Source organism: Paenibacillus amylolyticus, from assembly GCF_001570725.1.
Lineage (GTDB): Bacteria > Bacillota > Bacilli > Paenibacillales > Paenibacillaceae > Paenibacillus > Paenibacillus amylolyticus_A.
In genome coordinates this window covers 81,592-97,336 of the sequence record NZ_BCNV01000007.1, presented here as the reverse complement: position 1 = coordinate 97,336, position 15,745 = coordinate 81,592, and the positions used below count along the sequence as shown (strand labels likewise).

Annotated in this window: 14 protein-coding genes; 12 read left to right on the top strand and 2 right to left on the bottom strand. The window is 46.9% G+C overall.

Annotated elements, in window-relative coordinates; genetic code table 11:
* Nucleotides 1-25 precede the first annotated feature (25 nt).
* The 3 genes from PAHA3_RS25260 (at nucleotide 26) to PAHA3_RS25250 (ending at nucleotide 2,606) form a co-directional block, all read left to right on the top strand.
* On the top strand, nucleotides 26-778 hold the full coding sequence (locus PAHA3_RS25260; protein WP_062837427.1) for a hypothetical protein: 753 nt from the start codon (nucleotides 26-28) through the stop codon (nucleotides 776-778).
* Between the two features lie 11 nt (nucleotides 779-789).
* Complete coding sequence (locus PAHA3_RS25255; protein WP_036606281.1) at nucleotides 790-1,893, top strand: toxic anion resistance protein; 1,104 nt, start codon at nucleotides 790-792, stop codon at nucleotides 1,891-1,893.
* Nucleotides 1,894-2,039: 146 nt separating this feature from the next.
* Complete coding sequence (locus PAHA3_RS25250; RefSeq protein WP_062837426.1) at nucleotides 2,040-2,606, top strand: hypothetical protein; 567 nt, start codon at nucleotides 2,040-2,042, stop codon at nucleotides 2,604-2,606.
* 204 nt (nucleotides 2,607-2,810) lie between these two features.
* Here PAHA3_RS25250 and PAHA3_RS30275 read toward each other — a convergent pair whose 3' ends face one another.
* Nucleotides 2,811-3,620 (bottom strand): hypothetical protein, encoded by an 810-nt coding sequence (locus PAHA3_RS30275; protein ID WP_153028303.1) that lies wholly within the window; start codon nucleotides 3,618-3,620, stop codon nucleotides 2,811-2,813.
* Between the two features lie 343 nt (nucleotides 3,621-3,963).
* Between PAHA3_RS30275 and PAHA3_RS25240 the strand changes: the two genes are divergently transcribed.
* From PAHA3_RS25240 to PAHA3_RS25225, 4 genes are all read left to right on the top strand, one after another.
* A complete protein-coding gene (locus PAHA3_RS25240) occupies nucleotides 3,964-5,022 on the top strand; it encodes a CotH kinase family protein (protein ID WP_062837424.1) in 1,059 nt (352 codons plus the stop codon).
* Between the two features lie 245 nt (nucleotides 5,023-5,267).
* Entirely contained in the window at nucleotides 5,268-7,076 is a 1,809-nt protein-coding gene (locus PAHA3_RS25235) for an ABC transporter ATP-binding protein (protein ID WP_062837423.1), read from the top strand.
* Nucleotides 7,057-8,895, top strand: coding sequence for an ABC transporter ATP-binding protein (locus PAHA3_RS25230; RefSeq protein WP_062837422.1), 1,839 nt, complete (start codon nucleotides 7,057-7,059; stop codon nucleotides 8,893-8,895). Before PAHA3_RS25235 ends, PAHA3_RS25230 begins: the two co-directional genes overlap by 20 nt.
* Nucleotides 8,896-9,172: 277 nt before the next feature.
* Nucleotides 9,173-9,508 carry a hypothetical protein gene (locus PAHA3_RS25225; protein ID WP_062837421.1) on the top strand — a complete coding sequence of 112 codons (336 nt, stop codon included), beginning with the start codon at nucleotides 9,173-9,175 and terminating at the stop codon, nucleotides 9,506-9,508.
* A 102-nt stretch (nucleotides 9,509-9,610) separates the two neighbouring features.
* On the opposite strand, the gene PAHA3_RS25220 is transcribed toward PAHA3_RS25225, so the two are convergent.
* Entirely contained in the window at nucleotides 9,611-11,215 is a 1,605-nt protein-coding gene (locus PAHA3_RS25220; protein WP_062837420.1) for a bifunctional metallophosphatase/5'-nucleotidase, read from the bottom strand.
* A gap of 258 nt (nucleotides 11,216-11,473) precedes the next feature.
* Between PAHA3_RS25220 and PAHA3_RS25215 the strand changes: the two genes are divergently transcribed.
* The 5 genes from PAHA3_RS25215 (at nucleotide 11,474) to PAHA3_RS25195 (ending at nucleotide 15,671) form a co-directional block, all read left to right on the top strand.
* Entirely contained in the window at nucleotides 11,474-12,469 is a 996-nt protein-coding gene (locus PAHA3_RS25215) for a phosphate/phosphite/phosphonate ABC transporter substrate-binding protein (RefSeq protein ID WP_371327961.1), read from the top strand.
* A gap of 176 nt (nucleotides 12,470-12,645) precedes the next feature.
* Nucleotides 12,646-13,443 (top strand): phosphonate ABC transporter ATP-binding protein, encoded by a 798-nt coding sequence (gene phnC / locus PAHA3_RS25210; RefSeq protein ID WP_062837418.1) that lies wholly within the window; start codon nucleotides 12,646-12,648, stop codon nucleotides 13,441-13,443.
* A gap of 38 nt (nucleotides 13,444-13,481) precedes the next feature.
* Nucleotides 13,482-14,291, top strand: a complete 810-nt coding sequence (gene phnE / locus PAHA3_RS25205) for a phosphonate ABC transporter, permease protein PhnE (RefSeq protein ID WP_062837561.1) — start codon at nucleotides 13,482-13,484, stop codon at nucleotides 14,289-14,291.
* Complete coding sequence (gene phnE / locus PAHA3_RS25200) at nucleotides 14,288-15,094, top strand: phosphonate ABC transporter, permease protein PhnE (RefSeq protein ID WP_139331943.1); 807 nt, start codon at nucleotides 14,288-14,290, stop codon at nucleotides 15,092-15,094. The genes phnE (PAHA3_RS25205) and phnE (PAHA3_RS25200) overlap by 4 nt, the downstream gene beginning before the upstream one ends.
* A 316-nt stretch (nucleotides 15,095-15,410) precedes the next feature.
* Nucleotides 15,411-15,671: a hypothetical protein gene (locus PAHA3_RS25195; protein WP_062837417.1), complete on the top strand. Its 261-nt coding sequence runs from the start codon at nucleotides 15,411-15,413 to the stop codon at nucleotides 15,669-15,671.
* The last annotated feature ends 74 nt before the right edge of the window (nucleotides 15,672-15,745 follow it).

Here is a 15,745-nt window from a genome sequence, read left to right as displayed (position 1 = left end):
TGTTGTTAAGGCAGGAGGACAAGTAATGTTACGGAAAACGAAGATAGGTATAGGCGCATTGGTCGGTTACGGTCTCGCGGCAATCTCGAGTCCCTTTCTACCGGATGTGATCACGTGGGCGATTCCGGCACTGGCAACTGTGGTCGGGGGACTGATTCCTTCACGATCCACGCCACGTACACAGGTCGAGGGTTCGTCATCAGCCCCTGTACCCATAACAGATATCGGAAATGAACCATCCCGCTTGAACGGGGGACAAGCACCGAGCGCAGTGCCAACAGGGGCTATAGAAGCTTCTCCGGCACAGCCTCATTCGAGTTCCACTCCCGCACAACATGCGGGCACAGAACAAGCGAAGCCTCCCCGGAACGAACCAGATCCTGTATTTGATCCGGTGATTGAATACTTGGAAGTTCTGGAGGATATGATTATCTCCGAAGGTCAGAAGAACGAGCTGGATAATGAGATCGTGGAGAAATCACTGGCGTTGTTTGCCCGTTTGCAGCGTGTGATCCCTTCCCTTCAAGAACTAAATAACGGGGATATCAACCACACGGTACGCAGACTGATTTTGAAAGACCTGAACGGTTTTATTAATCCATTTCTACGTTTAAGTGGAGAAGCCAAACGCAATAATCGGCGTATGCTGCTGAATGGTCTTAGAGACGTGGATTCCAAGATATCGGATATTGTATCAACGATTGAACATAAAGACTTAATGGAGCTTCAGAACAAAGCGGAACTGATACATCAACGTTATAACAGCTCTGAATTATAGGAGGGATTGACATGGCAACGGAATGGGCTCAGTTGAAGCAGGAAGATGAGCAACGGATTAACCAGGAAGCAACGCAGCTTATCCAGAAAGTGTCTCAAAGTGATCCGGCTCACCTGGATACCTTAATGGATGATATTGGCAAGTTGGGCGTGAAAACACAAGAGAGAGCAGGACAGACCCTCAAGCTGCTTGATCGTCCAGTCAATGAACTGATGTCGGGGAACCGGGCCGAGGTATCGAACATGATCCTGAAGCTCCGTGATGAATGTGAAAGTTTGCAACAGAGTAAAAATGTGAGTTTTGTCGGAAAGTTATTACGTAAAAGCCCACTGAAAAACTACGTGTACCGTTATCAATCTGTTCGCACGAACATTGATGCCATCATTAACGGGTTGCGGGACGGCAAGGACAACCTGGAAGAAAGCATCGTGAATATGCGTCAGTTGAAACGTTCTTCCATTCAGGAGATTTACAATCTGCAGACCAAAATTTCCTTCGGTAATCAATTGAAAGCCTTGTTTGAAACTGAGATCGCCAAGCCTGAGAACGAGAATCGTAAAGCACATCTGGAGCGTGGGTTGCGCAAAGTAGTAACACGTACCCAATCCATGACAGAGATGATCATGCTGTACAATCAGGCGATCGCAGCTACCGATATCATTAATGATAACAATGACAAGCTGATTGATTCGGTTAATAATGCCATTGATAAAACAGCGAATCTAATCACCGTTTCGGCCATGATTGCCATGGCACTCAATGATCAGGAGAAGGTCATTTCTGCTGTGGAAGCTACGAATAAGACGATTGAAGATCAATTCAAGGAGAACGCCAGATTGTTGAAGACAACGACGGAGAAAACGAATGAGCTGTTGTCCAAACCGGCCATGTCTCTTGAAGCGGTCAATCAAGCGATGGGTGATCTGATGTCTGCGCTGGATCTGTCCGAGCAATCGAATCGTCGTATCATCGAGAGCTGTAATGACTACACCAACAAGATGACAACACTTAACGCCAAAATGAGCGATCGACTGGGTCTGGAAGGGCCGAAGGCTGCTGCTATTCCGGAGAAAAACAAACCGGATTCCAGTGCATTAGGATCTTTTCTGGATTAGGTAATAGAGTAGAGACTCGCTGCATATGGCATGGACATCACTGCATGGTTTTATTTTCTACGAGGGACGCTGAGTGCGTCTCTTTGTTTCATTTGTTTGATAGAATGAAGTTAAAATCTGGGGTTGTGCGAAGGAGTTTGCTGAACATGCTGGACTTTTCATTCGAGATTATTGATGAGACCAAGATTAATATTCAATACAAATATGGCAGTGAGTTCTTTAACTTTAACCTGTATTTTGCAAACGGGGAGTGGACACTGCATCCATTTGACGGCATACTGATCCAAAATCGTGAAATGTGCAGTCTGATTGTGTCTGAACTGCTTCGTAACAAAGATTTTCATGTCATGTTAGCCAAAGAGAAAATCATCTTATCCCAGCTGCGTACGAGTGTTAATCTCCAGTCCGACGAGCCGGATGAATGGGTAGCAGATCGAAGAAACACAGATTATTCCAGTCATGATGATGAGTTGATGGATTACATAGGGAACCACAGTTTCGAAGAAGTATTGCAGCTTGAGCAAGAACAGATTGAGGCCAGAGTGCAGTTTTTCCAACAGATCATTCAGAGAATGTTTATGGAGGGACTTGGACCGGAAGATGCTGATTTTATCAAAGTTCAAGCCGTGATTCGGATATATAAAGAGACATACGATCGTCTTGGTGAGTTGAATGATCACAATCGAGGTGATCGTGGACGCAGAAGATGGTAGTGAACATCTCGCTTGGTATGTAAACAGATAACTATATTTCTGTGAAGTTAGGCAGATACTCCTGATTTGCATGTGTCATATGGAGGGCGATCTTCATATGTTATTTTACCGGGATCTCCCAGAGGGAGAAGTTCTGGCGGAGCCTAGGGCCACCATCATTATTCTCCCTTTAGACTGGCAGATCACTTTCATTGCAGGCATGGCTTATTTTCTCCGACCCGAGATATACCCCGTAGATTTATGAGGGTGCTTCTCACAGCACTTTTGTCCAGTAGATTTATGAGGGTGTTTCTCGCAGCATTTGTGTCCGGTAGATTTGTGAGGATGCTTCTCGCAGCACTTTTGTCCGGTAGATTTGTGAGGGTGCTTCTCGCAACATTTGTGTCCGGTAGATTTGTGAGGGTGTTTCTCGCAGCATTTGTGTCCGGTAGATTTGTGAGGATGTTTCTCGCAACATTTTTGCCCGGTAGATTTGTGAGGATGCTTCTCGCAGCATTTGTGCCCAGTCGATTTGTGAGGATGCTTCTCGCAACACTTTTGTCCAGTCGATTTGTTAGGGTGAGATGGTTTTCCGCAGGATTTGTTTCCGCTAGATTTATTGCCGCCACGAACGATGCATATCGATTTGACGTGATATGTTGGAATTCGAACCACTTCCTGGCGATCTGTTGTGATAATTAACTGGTTTTGGTTAGCCTCAGCAAGGATTCCTTCCACCTCATCCCGACTACCTTCATTAATCAGTACACGTCTGAAACGCAGTGCCTGTACGACTTCCAGAAAGGAGTTAGAAGGAATAGGATTGTTCATTGGAGTTGAGCTGCCACTGGAGCGACCTGTGTCGGTGATGCTTTTGACATTTAATCCATTTACATATACGCATCCTTTTTTACAGCTAACGGCCATATAATCACCACGAACATCTATCAATTTGCCTTGAACTGCTTCCGCACCCCGATTGACTTTGACTTCTCTTCCGAGCAGACCTCGTATTCCCTGACCATTCATAGACATTGTATTTACCCCTTCCAGAACATGAGTTCAGATCAACTAAAATGACGGATGCGTTGTAATCTCTCAATCTGCATTCAAGTTTGTCTGTAGTTTAATCATATGTGGCATGCGCGTTGGAGGGACTAGCCAACAAACCATTTGTATATCAAATTGGCTATCATCTATAAAAAGTTTTGTATATTTATAGCTGATAGATTCTTTATCTTTTTCGTATTCGAGTACACTACATTCGCATTTGCTTGCATGATCCTGTGCATATGCCCGTTCGATCTGCTGTGCTCCTGCATAGGATGCAGGTAGTACTTAACGGACCCATATTACAGGTCATGAAAGGCGGATGAACATGGGTTTACCTGTCTACCGGATTGCTGTGCCTGCGCAGGAGTATCAACAATTAACATCTAATATATGGTCTGAACAACTGGTTAAAGGTTCCATACAGATGGACGGCAAACAGATCCCGATCCGGATTCGTTATCGAGGAGGGCATACACGCGGTTATCCCAAAAAGTCATTTGAGATTCGTACGTCCAGCCGAACGTATCATTTTAATGCGGAGTATGATGACCCCTCGCTGCTTCGCAATGCGCTGTCTTTTCGTTTCTTCGAGTCTATCCGTGTACCGGCCCCTGCGACTCGGCACTGCGTGCTCTACCTTAATGGGGAGCTGTTGGGTGTATACCTGCGGATCGAAGGGGTGAAATCCTTTTTTTTTCGCCAAAGGAAAATTCCTGTGCGCAGTATCTTTTATGCGATCAATGATCATGCCGGGTTTACAATTAATTCGAACTCATCATCAACGAGCACCAGCGCGAACCTATTGTCAGGATACAGTCTAATCCGCGGCAAGGATGTGGATAAAACAAGGCTGCGGATCTTTATTCAACAACTGAACACGAAGTCCAGACTGGAATTGTTTCGTTTTTTACAGTCGAGGATTGATACGGATAACTATTTACGCTGGCTATGCGGGGCTGTACTTACGGGCAACTTTGATGGATTTGATCAGAATTACACGTGGTACGAGAAAACAAAAACCAAAAAGTACGGTATTCTGCCATGGGATTATGAAGGAACCTGGGGAAGAAATTGTTACGGGGCGAAGGTGGATGCCAGCCTTGTTCGTATCCAGGGGTACAATAAACTTACGGGCAAAATGCTGGCCTTCCGACATTTTCGTGAGCAATATAAGAAGCTGCTACGGCAGCATCTGATGAATGCTTTTACAGAGAAGCGAATTATGCCTATAGTCCATCGATTACACCATGATATTCGTGAAGAGGTCGACCAAGATCCTTACATGAAATGGCCCCTGGATGTATTTGCGGGTGAACCGGAGCGAATTCGTACCTACGTGGCGGAACGGCGGGAATATTTGACCGAGAGATTACATCAGCTGTAAGCACTTAACTAGCGCGGGGAAGGGAGACCTTCCTTTTTTTACGGCCAAAATGATGAGAAGTTTATTGTATTGGGAAAAGTAGGGTAATAAGAATAGAAGCGGGATTGTAAAATACGCTATAATAACCATATGTGTACATAGAAATCATTACATATTGGACGCAGTGGAGAAAACAACATGTCTAATGGAGGCTCTGAGCTGGAACGTGCTATCGGTTTAGGGTGCTCCGAGCCGGAGGAATGCTTATGATCAAGCTGTTGTTCTACTTGAAGAAGTACCGAGTTGCCGCGATTGCAGCCTTGGTCATGATGTTAATTGAGCTCGCAGTGGAGCTGGCTCAGCCGTATCTGATCTCCAAGATCATCGATAACGGGATTCAGCAGGGAGACTTATCTGTCGTTTGGTTATGGGGCGGTGTGCTCGTAGGCAGTGCTGTTGTAGCTTTTGCTGCCGGAATTGCGAGTTCGTTCTTTGCATCCCATGCAAGTTTGGGGTTCGGATACGATCTGCGGGAGAAGCTGTATGAGAAAGTGCAAACGTTCTCTTATGCGGTCTTCAACCGGTTCGCGACATCGTCCCTGATTACGAGATTAACGGGGGATGTGACCCAGGTTCAGGATACGGTCTTCATGAGTCTGCGCTTCATGACACGTGTACCGCTGGTGGTCATTGGTAGCATGATTATGGCAGTAATCGTAAATCCAAGATTGGGTCTGCTGTTGGTTGTCATGGTGCCTGTACTGCTCGTCGTTGTGGTGTGGATGATCAAAAAGGCAGCGCTGCTGTTCCGCAATGTGCAGCGCAGACTGGATGCCGTCAACGGAGTCATCCAGGAGAATCTCACAGGCATCCGGCTGATCCGTGTCTTCGTACGGATGGGCCATGAGATTGAACGCTTTGCCGGATTCAGCGGCAAGCTGATGAAAGGCACGATCTCCGCGCTACGCCTGACGGAGACCACGATGCCGTTCATGCTGCTCATGATGAACGGTTGTATCATCGCTGTGCTGTGGTTTGGGCGAGTAGACATCGCCTCTGGTAATGCGACCGTGGGTGAAGTGGTCGCCGTGATTAACTACCTGCTTCGCACGATTGGTGCCATGTCTGCATTGTCGTGGATTCTGGTAACCTTCTCCAGAGCAAGTGCTTCGGCGCAACGGCTGAATGAAGTATTCAATACGGAGGACACGTCGGAGACTGAACAGACAAAGGCATTATCAGCGTCTGCACCATCTGCTGGATCTATGAAATCTTCACATTTTCCGCAATCTTCATATTCAGCGAAGAAACAGCGCACGGTACAGGGAGCGGTTGAATTCCGCAGTGTAGGCTTCAGTTATCCGAATAGTGAAATTACAGTACTGGATAACATCACATTCACTGCAAAAGCAGGGGAGCGCATTGCCATTATGGGAGCAACAGGCTCAGGCAAGTCTTCATTGGTGCAGCTCATTCCACGCTTATACACAGAGGATCAAGGAAAGGTACGGATTGATGGTACCGATGCAGCAGAGCTGGATCTGTCCATGCTGCGTGGTGCGATTGGTTATGTGCCGCAAGAGGTCATCCTGTTTACCGGTTCCGTGCGGGAGAATATTGCCTGGGGTCGGGAAGATGCTACCTTAGATGAGATCGTGGAAGCGGCGAAGCGCGCCCAGATCCATGAAACGATTGAGAATTTACCAAACGGTTATGATACATTGCTGGGTCAACGGGGAGTTAATCTCTCAGGTGGACAGAAGCAGCGACTTTCTATTGCACGAGCACTGGTACGTAGGCCGAGAATTCTGATTTTGGACGATAGCACGAGTGCACTGGATGTGGCTACAGAAGGCAGACTGCTGGATGCACTGGAAGAATTGTCGTGTACCACGTTTATCATCACCCAGAAGATCAGTTCGACCACTTCGGCAGACCTAATTCTGCTACTCGATGATGGACAACTCATTGGACAGGGAAAACATGAAGACCTGATGGAATCGTCAGAGCTGTATCGTCGAATTCATGAATCACAATACGGGGAGGGCGCACAGCATGTTCAAAGCATTCATTGAGCCTTTCCGTCAGCCACCGCCGCCAATTGATCCTGAGACGCTACGGTCAGGTGGTGGCCGCAAACCCAAGGCACGAGCGAAGAACTGGTCAGGTACATTAGGTCGGATCTGGACCTATCTGGCAAGACGTAAGGTGAAGCTGTCCATGGTGTTGCTGATGGTGTTTGCAAGCTCCGCACTCGCTTTGCTTGGCCCCTACATGGTGGGGGTGGCTGTGGATGATTTCATCGCGGGTGAGGCAGGCTCAAGCTGGACTCGGTTTCTGATTGGATTAACGGCAGTTTATGTCTTATTCTCGCTCACATCCTGGCTCCAGAACATATGGATGATTGAAATTGCACAGGAAACGGTGTACCGCATGCGGTATGATCTATTCTCCCATCTGCACAAATTGCCGATACCATTCTTCGGTAAACGCCAGCAGGGTGAGATTATGAGTCGGGTGACCAATGATATCGAGAATGTCAGCGGTACGCTGAACAGCTCGGCCATCCAGATTTTTTCGAGTGTGTTAACACTGCTCGGGACATTTGGCGTCATGCTGTGGCTCAGCCCGCTACTGACCCTGCTTACCTTTATCGTCGTGCCTTTAATGGCCATCGGCATGCGTTGGATTACGCGCAGAACCGGACCGCTCTTCAAGGAGCGGCAACGCAATCTTGGTGAACTTAACGGTTATATCGAGGAGACGTTATCCGGGCAGCGGATCATTAAGGCATTCTCCCAAGAGGAGCGGGTGATTCGTGGGTTTGAGGAACGGAATACCCGCATCCGGATTTCCGGATTCTGGGCACAGACGATCTCTGGTTTTATCCCTAAACTGATGAATGGATTGAATAACCTGAGCTTTGCGATTGTGGCGGGCATCGGTGGTATTCTGGCGATTCAGGGTTCGGTTACGGTCGGGGTGATTATAATCTTTGTGGAATATGCTCGCCAATTCACTCGTCCGCTGAATGATCTGGCGAACCAGTGGAATACGTTATTGTCCGCGATTGCCGGTGCTGAGCGTGTATTTGAGGTGCTGGACGAAGATGAGGAAGCGAAGGATGAAGGGGCGGCAATATCTCTGGAAAAGGTGGAGGGAGCCGTTCGTTTTGACAAGGTATCCTTTGGATACGATGAAGGACGTAACATTTTGCATGAGATCAGCTTTGAAGCCAAACCGGGTGAGATGATTGCTCTTGTAGGACCGACCGGAGCGGGGAAAACGACATTGATCCAGTTATTATCCCGCTTCTATGATCCGACGGGTGGCACGTTAACCGTAGATGGGCGCGATATGACGACTATTCGGCGTGAGAATCTGCGGTCCCATATGGCGTTTGTACTTCAAGATTCATTCCTGTTTCAGGGTACGATCCGGGAAAATATAAGATTTGGCCGTCTGGACGCGACGGATGAAGAGGTGGAAGCAGCCTCACGGCTGGCGAATGCCCATTCCTTCATCGTGCGCATGAAGGATGGGTATGACAAAGTGCTGCAAGCCGACGGAAGTGGCATTAGTCAGGGACAGAAGCAATTGCTCGCCATTGCCCGGGCAATTCTGGCCGACCCATCCATACTCGTACTGGACGAGGCGACCAGCAGTATTGATACCGTCACAGAGATCAAAATCCAGGAAGGGCTACAACGTCTGATGCAGGGACGTACCAGCTTTGTCATTGCCCACAGGCTCAACACGATTCGCCAGGCTGATCGGATTCTGGTGCTGAAGGATGGTCATCTGTTGGAGCAAGGCTCGCATGATGCCCTGCTGGAACATGGCGGTTTCTACAGCGAGCTGTATTACAGTCAGTTGCGTAAGAAGGCACAGTAGTCAGTCATTTTGGATAATAAGTGACATGTATTAGAAAGCTTATTGTTATGAAAAAGAGCAGGGATGAGGGCGTAATGCCCTCACTTCTGCTCTTTTTGCATAGCTTATTGAAGAAACATGGGAAATGAAACTTTGAATATGTGTTAAAATATGGATATAATGGGATGGGTCCGTTTTTTGGAAGGTTGCCAGCGGTTTTGGAGCATGGGAATGAATTTATACACGTAGGCCTGTAGTCAGGCAAGTTATGCGTTATAAGAGAGGAGGGCAATGCGGAATGGAATTCAAATTTGGGAATGTTTCTATTCTTCTACCCCCTGTACACATTACGATTATCGCAATTATTATTATTTTCATTCTAGTAAGGTGGAGCAAGCAGTTAGAAACAAGACGTTTTACGGTTTTCTTTTACTTTTTGATTAGTACGTTCATTACTCCAATTTATTCTCAAAGTACAAAAGATGGTATCTTTGAGCTATGGATCCCTGCAGGGTTTATTGTGATTTTCTTTTATTTGATTCGCAGCGAAAGAAATCATCCATCTAAAATGAAAGCGAGTATCTTAGGATTTTCCATAGCGTTATATCAGTTAATTCTTCATTATGTTGGATAAGGGGACGGGATACTTTAATAAGAATGAGTAAGCGTTTCTATACGAAGTTATAGGTTTAAAACAAAAGAGCAGATCCTGATCACAGGTCCTGCTCTTTCCTATTTAACTTCCAATAACTTTCCAATTGTTCGCCTGTTCCACCGTTAACGGCTGGTGTCTGCGGATGTAATCCTCCACCAGTGCGGCCATATCCGTGGCACCTTCGTGCAGTACCTTTTTACCTGGATACATCGCATAATCCCCGCCGCCAGCAGCGCGGTAGCTGTTCATCACCACAGAGTATGTGCCATCCATATCCATGGGTTTGCCTTCACGTTCCAACTTCACAACTCGACTACCGACAGGTTGGGAGATATCCAGTTCGTACTCTAGGCCAGCCCACATATCATAATTATAATGCTGAGGTTTGGGCTCCATATAGGCCGGATTCACGGCTACTTCACCAGAAGCATTCACTTCAAAGTAACGAGCTGTTTGTTCCAGCGCCTCCCGGATATCCCGACCACTCAGCTCCAGCACCGTCAGCGTATTAGGATAGATGAAGTTGGATAACACGTCCCGAACGGTGATATGGCGCCCGAAACCACGAGCTTCTTCACTCAGCATCGCCGTATTGGACAGTTCTGCCCCGGTCGCTTCCATCTGCACTTGATGTACAAAAGCAATGAACGGATGTGCCTTGAGCCGCAGGGCTGTAGCATTGGTGATGGATAAATCCCCAGCCACCTCGCCAATGGGTTGATCAAGCCATGCTTGTGCCTCAGTTTCCAGCTCTTCTGTCAGTTGCATGACGCTTGCATCTGGCTCAACTTCACTATGTTCATCCAGAAGTAACAACTGAGCCCGTTTATCTGTAATCTGCCACTTCCCGCCCGATGATTGTTCCAACTGAACGGATACATGCCCGGCACCATTGCCACTGAATCCCGGCTGAATGACGGTTACGCCATGAATATTAGCGGTAAGCTGACGATGTTGATGTCCGGTAAGCAGCACATCAACGCCTTCGATGTCCCGGCAGATGGCATAGCCTTGATTTTCTCCAGTTAACCGTTCGGTAGGCTCTCCTGTCTCCAGATCACTCTCAAATCCGCCATGATAACTCACAACCATTACATCTGGTTGTTCATGCTCGCGTATATAGCTAACCCACGTACGGATGGTCTCTAAGGCATCAAGGAACTGTAAACCCTCAATATTCTTCGGGTGCTCCCAGTTCGGTATGTAATGCGTGGTTGCGCCCAATAGGGCTACTTTGACGCCAGAAGACAAGGTTTTAATTAGATACGGAGGACCGTAAGCAGGTACGTCCGGATGCTCATCTTTTACAATATTGGCAGATAGCCAAGAGAAGTTGGAAGCCTCAACGGCTCCGCGTAATAAGGTCTGACCATAGTTGAATTCGTGATTGCCCATCACCGCTGCATCATAACCGAGTTCATTAAGTACTGTAATGAAAGGATGCACTTCGTTTGTGGAAATCTGTGAAGCCGCATATGAGGCCAAGGGTGATCCTTGCAGCAAATCCCCGTTATCCACCAGCATCAATTCAGGTGAGCGTTCCCGTGCCTTACGAATCAGGGAAGCGAGCAGGGCAAGTCCAGCCGGGCGGTATGCATTGGTGTTGTAATGAATGGGACGGATGGCCCCGTGCAGATCACTGGTGAATAGGATGTCGAAGCTTGCCGTGTGGTTTATGGATGTCATTTTACAATCTCCTCTAATATATAAGTTCAGAACTATGGAATTACCATAAAACGGAGAAGACTGAATAGCTTGAAGAACCGAAGTATACGCCGTTATCTCCGATGTTCTTCTTATATCTTCAACCAGAATGAGCCTATTCTAACAGATACAAGTCGCGCTGACAGCCTGACAGGAAACTTTACAAAACTCCAAATTTCGTTTCACATCGCGCTAATATTTGGCAATTATAGTAGACAAGTACTGAAAAATAGAAACTCTTTGGAGGGTGTTCGTTTGAAGAAGTCTGCTTTATTTTTACCATTGTTGATTTTGGTTATGTTTCTGAGTGCTTGTGGGTCTAGTAGTACAACTGGTTCGGCTAACGGAGATAATACGAGTTCGAATGCATCCGGTACGTCTACGGCAGAGACAGAGAAACCTGTCGAAGGTTATGTACCAACTGAACTGACGGTTCAATTCGTTCCTTCCCAGAATGCAGACACACTTGAAGCCAAAGCGAAACCACTCGAGAAGTTGCTTGGTGACAAACTGGGCATTCCGGTAAAAGTCAGCGTATCCACTGACTACAACACAATTATTGAAGCAATGGCTTCCAACAAAGTAGACGTAGGTTTCTTGCCTCCGACAGCTTATGTACTGGCTAAAGAAAAAGGCGCTGCACAGGTTATTTTGCAAGCACAACGTTTTGGTGTAAATGATGAGACAGGTGCTCCAACCGAAGAGTTGGCGGATTCTTATAAATCCATGTTCATTGTGAAAAAAGATTCGCCGATTCAATCCATCGAAGAGCTTAAAGGTAAAAAAGTTGCTTACCAAAACGTAACGTCTTCCGCAGGTTATGTATGGCCGGCAGGTCTGTTGCTCGACAGAGGCATTGACCCATTGAAAGATGTATCACCTGTAACGTTGAAAGGTCATGACCAAGGTGTTATCGCTGTATTGAACGGTGACGTTGATGCAGCAGCTATTTTCCAAGATGCCCGCAACACGGTAGCTAAAGACTATCCGACTGTATTTGAAGATACACGTGTACTGGCGTTCACTGAGCCTATTCCTAACGATACCATTGCCGTTCGTACAGACATGAATGCAGATTGGACTGCGAAGATCAAACAAGCCTTCATCGATATCGGTAAAGATACTGAAGGTCACCAGATCATCAAAGAAATCTATACGCATGAAGGTTATGTAGAGTCCGATGATAGCAAGTTCGAGATCGTTCGTCAGTATGGCGAGAAAGTGAAAGGTGAGTAATTGATCCAAAAGTAATTCGGGATCTGTTCACTTTGTAGTAGCTCTCTTGGATGGGAACAGCTTAATCGTAGCAATGGACAGGCCAGTTCAGCGTGATCTACGCTGCGCTGGCTTGTGCCATTATAGCAAGGACTAATGTATGCATGATCATTATGAATGAAAGAAGGATTAATGCCATGATTGAGCTTCATAACGTTACTAAAACTTACGCTAACGGCACCAAGGGCCTGGATAATATTAATTTGAAATTTGAGCAGGGTGAATTCATTGCTGTAGTCGGCCTGTCCGGTGCGGGTAAATCAACCCTCCTGCGCTCCATTAACCGTCTGCACGACATTAGTGAAGGTGAGATTCTGATTAATGGAAGCTCCATCACGAAGGCACAAGGCAAACGACTACGCATGATCAGACGCGATATCGGCATGATTTTCCAGAGCTTCAATCTGGTGAAACGGTCCAGTGTACTACGTAATGTACTCGCTGGACGCGTTGGATACCATTCCACCATGCGTACCATTCTCGGACGTTTTCCAAAAGAGGATATTGAGCTGGCATTCACTGCGCTGGATCGGGTGAATATCTCCGAGAAAGCTTACTCCCGTGCGGATCAGTTATCTGGTGGACAACAACAGCGTGTGGCTATTGCCCGTGTACTGGCACAGGAAGCAAAAATTATTCTGGCCGACGAACCGGTTGCTTCACTCGACCCGCTTACAACGAAGCAGGTCATGGATGACCTGAAACGCATCAATCAAGACCTTGGGATTACCACCATCGTCAATCTTCACTTTATTGATCTGGCGAGAGAGTATGCGACCCGCATTGTTGGACTGAGAGCAGGTGAGGTGGTCTTCGACGGTCCGGTGGAAGAGGCAACGGATGAGCGCTTTGCTGAAATATATGGCAGACCCATTCTGGCTGATGAATTGCTGGACAAGCAGGCTGTGCACGAGCAGGGAGAAGTTGTGGTATGAAGGGGCAGTCCAACGTTCCACTTCAGAATTCAGGCGGGATGGGCAAGGAACCTGGTTCCAGCCCTGCACAGGTTGTGAATCGTCCCAAGCCGCCTGGGCGTACGAAACATCTACTCACCCTGATCATCATTCTGCTTCTTCTGTGGGCAAGTGCGAAACAGACCGATGCCGGCTTCACAGAGTTAATTCAGGGGTTCCCTGAAATGTGGAAATTGTTAAAGGATATGTTCCCACCCCGGTGGAGTTACTTTGATAATATCGTTCAAGGCATGCTGGAGACGATCCGGATGGCCCTTATTGGAACAACTATTGGTGCCATTATTGCGATTCCGGTCTCGATCATCTGTGCTGGTAACCTGATGCCTAGTCGTTGGATCTACTATCCGGCACGTTTTCTGCTCAACCTGATTCGGACCGTACCGGATTTGCTACTTGCTGCTTTGTTCGTCGCTGTGTTTGGTCTGGGACCTATTCCCGGAATCTTGGCACTGGCTGTGTTCTCCGTAGGTCTGATCGCGAAGCTGACGTATGAGACGCTCGAAACGATTGATCAGGGGCCGCTGGAAGCGATGACAGCTGTTGGTATGAACCGGATTCAGCTCATTGTATATGGCGTGGTGCCGCAACTGGCTGCCCAGTTCACATCTTATGTGCTGTATGCCTTCGAAATTAATATACGTGCTGCTGCCATTCTGGGATTGGTGGGAGCCGGAGGGATTGGGCTTTACTATGAGGCAACACTTGGGTTCCTGGAGTATGACAAGACCAGTGTAATCATTCTGTTTACCCTCGTCATCGTTCTGATCATTGATTATGTAAGTACTAAGCTGCGGGAGAAATTGCTATGATGAAAAATGAAACAAGCCGCATCCGGCCAAAACCACGGAAAAACCCGCTACGCTGGGTTATTGTGTTACTGCTGATCCTTGTATATGCCTGGGCTCTTGCTGGTGTGCCGTTTACTGGTTTCAAGGAAACTGCCGCTCAGATTATGAAGGCCATTGTAGCCGGGATTTTCTCACCAGATTGGGATTTTGTATATCTGCCTGAGGGAGAAGACCTGCTGCGAGGTCTACTGGACACGTTGGCGATCTCCGTGCTGGGTACCGTAATCTCGGCAGTGCTCTGTATCCCGTTTGCATTCTGGTCTGCTCGTAATATGAGTGGGCATCGTTCCATCTCGGGTGCAGGTAAAATGGTACTTAGCTTCATCCGTACGTTCCCTGAGATTATCATGGCTTTGATGTTCATCAAAGCAGTAGGTCCCGGATCGTTCGCAGGGGTACTTGCCCTTGGATTGCACTCCATCGGCATGTTAGGCAAATTGTACGCGGATGAAGTGGAAAATATAGACTACGGCCCATCTGAGGCGCTGCTCGCCTCTGGAGCCAATCGCATGCAGCAATTGTGGTTTGCGATCCTGCCGCAGGTTATGCCTGGCTTCCTGAACTATACGTTGTATCGTTTCGAGATTAATGTACGTTCCGCGACCATACTGGGGGTAATCGGAGCAGGGGGGATTGGTACACCACTGATCTTTGCATTGAGCACCCGGAACTGGCCGCGAGTAGGTATAATCCTGCTGGGGATAATCGTGATGATCACGATTATCGACTTGATCTCGGGTTATATTCGTAAGAAGCTGGTGTAAGGGTTAGCGTGGAGCTACGAAAATATTAGATGATAAATTAAGATTAGATGATAGCGTAAGAAGAGAGGGCTATTCGGTGCCGGAACATTGGCAGGGATAGTCTTTTTTTGTGTCTGCAGATAAACAACGGTGCGTTCTTGTTGCTCAGCTAACCGTCGAGGAACAAGAGGATTCCAAGAATATATATAAGAGTGATTGAATTATTTTCCAAATACATGTAAGATTAATAGGTTTCTATATAAAGGGAATTAAGGATATTAATCAATAGTTCTTGTAGATACCGATAAAAGAAGTGAGCTTTAAAGGAGGGTGACCTATGGAAATATTTTATTTTATATGGATTGTATTTATGGTATTGATATTGCTGTACAGAATGATCTTTCAGAAGTTTAAAAAACATAACAGAGAAAATATTGGACTCAGTGCACTCCTGATTATTTTCACGGGAAGCAGTTATGCGTTTACACAGATGAACTTGATTTTTGTCATTAGTGTCATCGCCGTGGCCACTTATTCTGCTGTATGGAACAGCATTCTTTTTGTTAGAAATGGATATGAGCCGGAACGTTTGAAATAAACCAGGGTTCTATATCGTCATTAAGGTATTTATACATTATGGACTCGCAGGGGCTGGGCTAACGAACCTGAGAG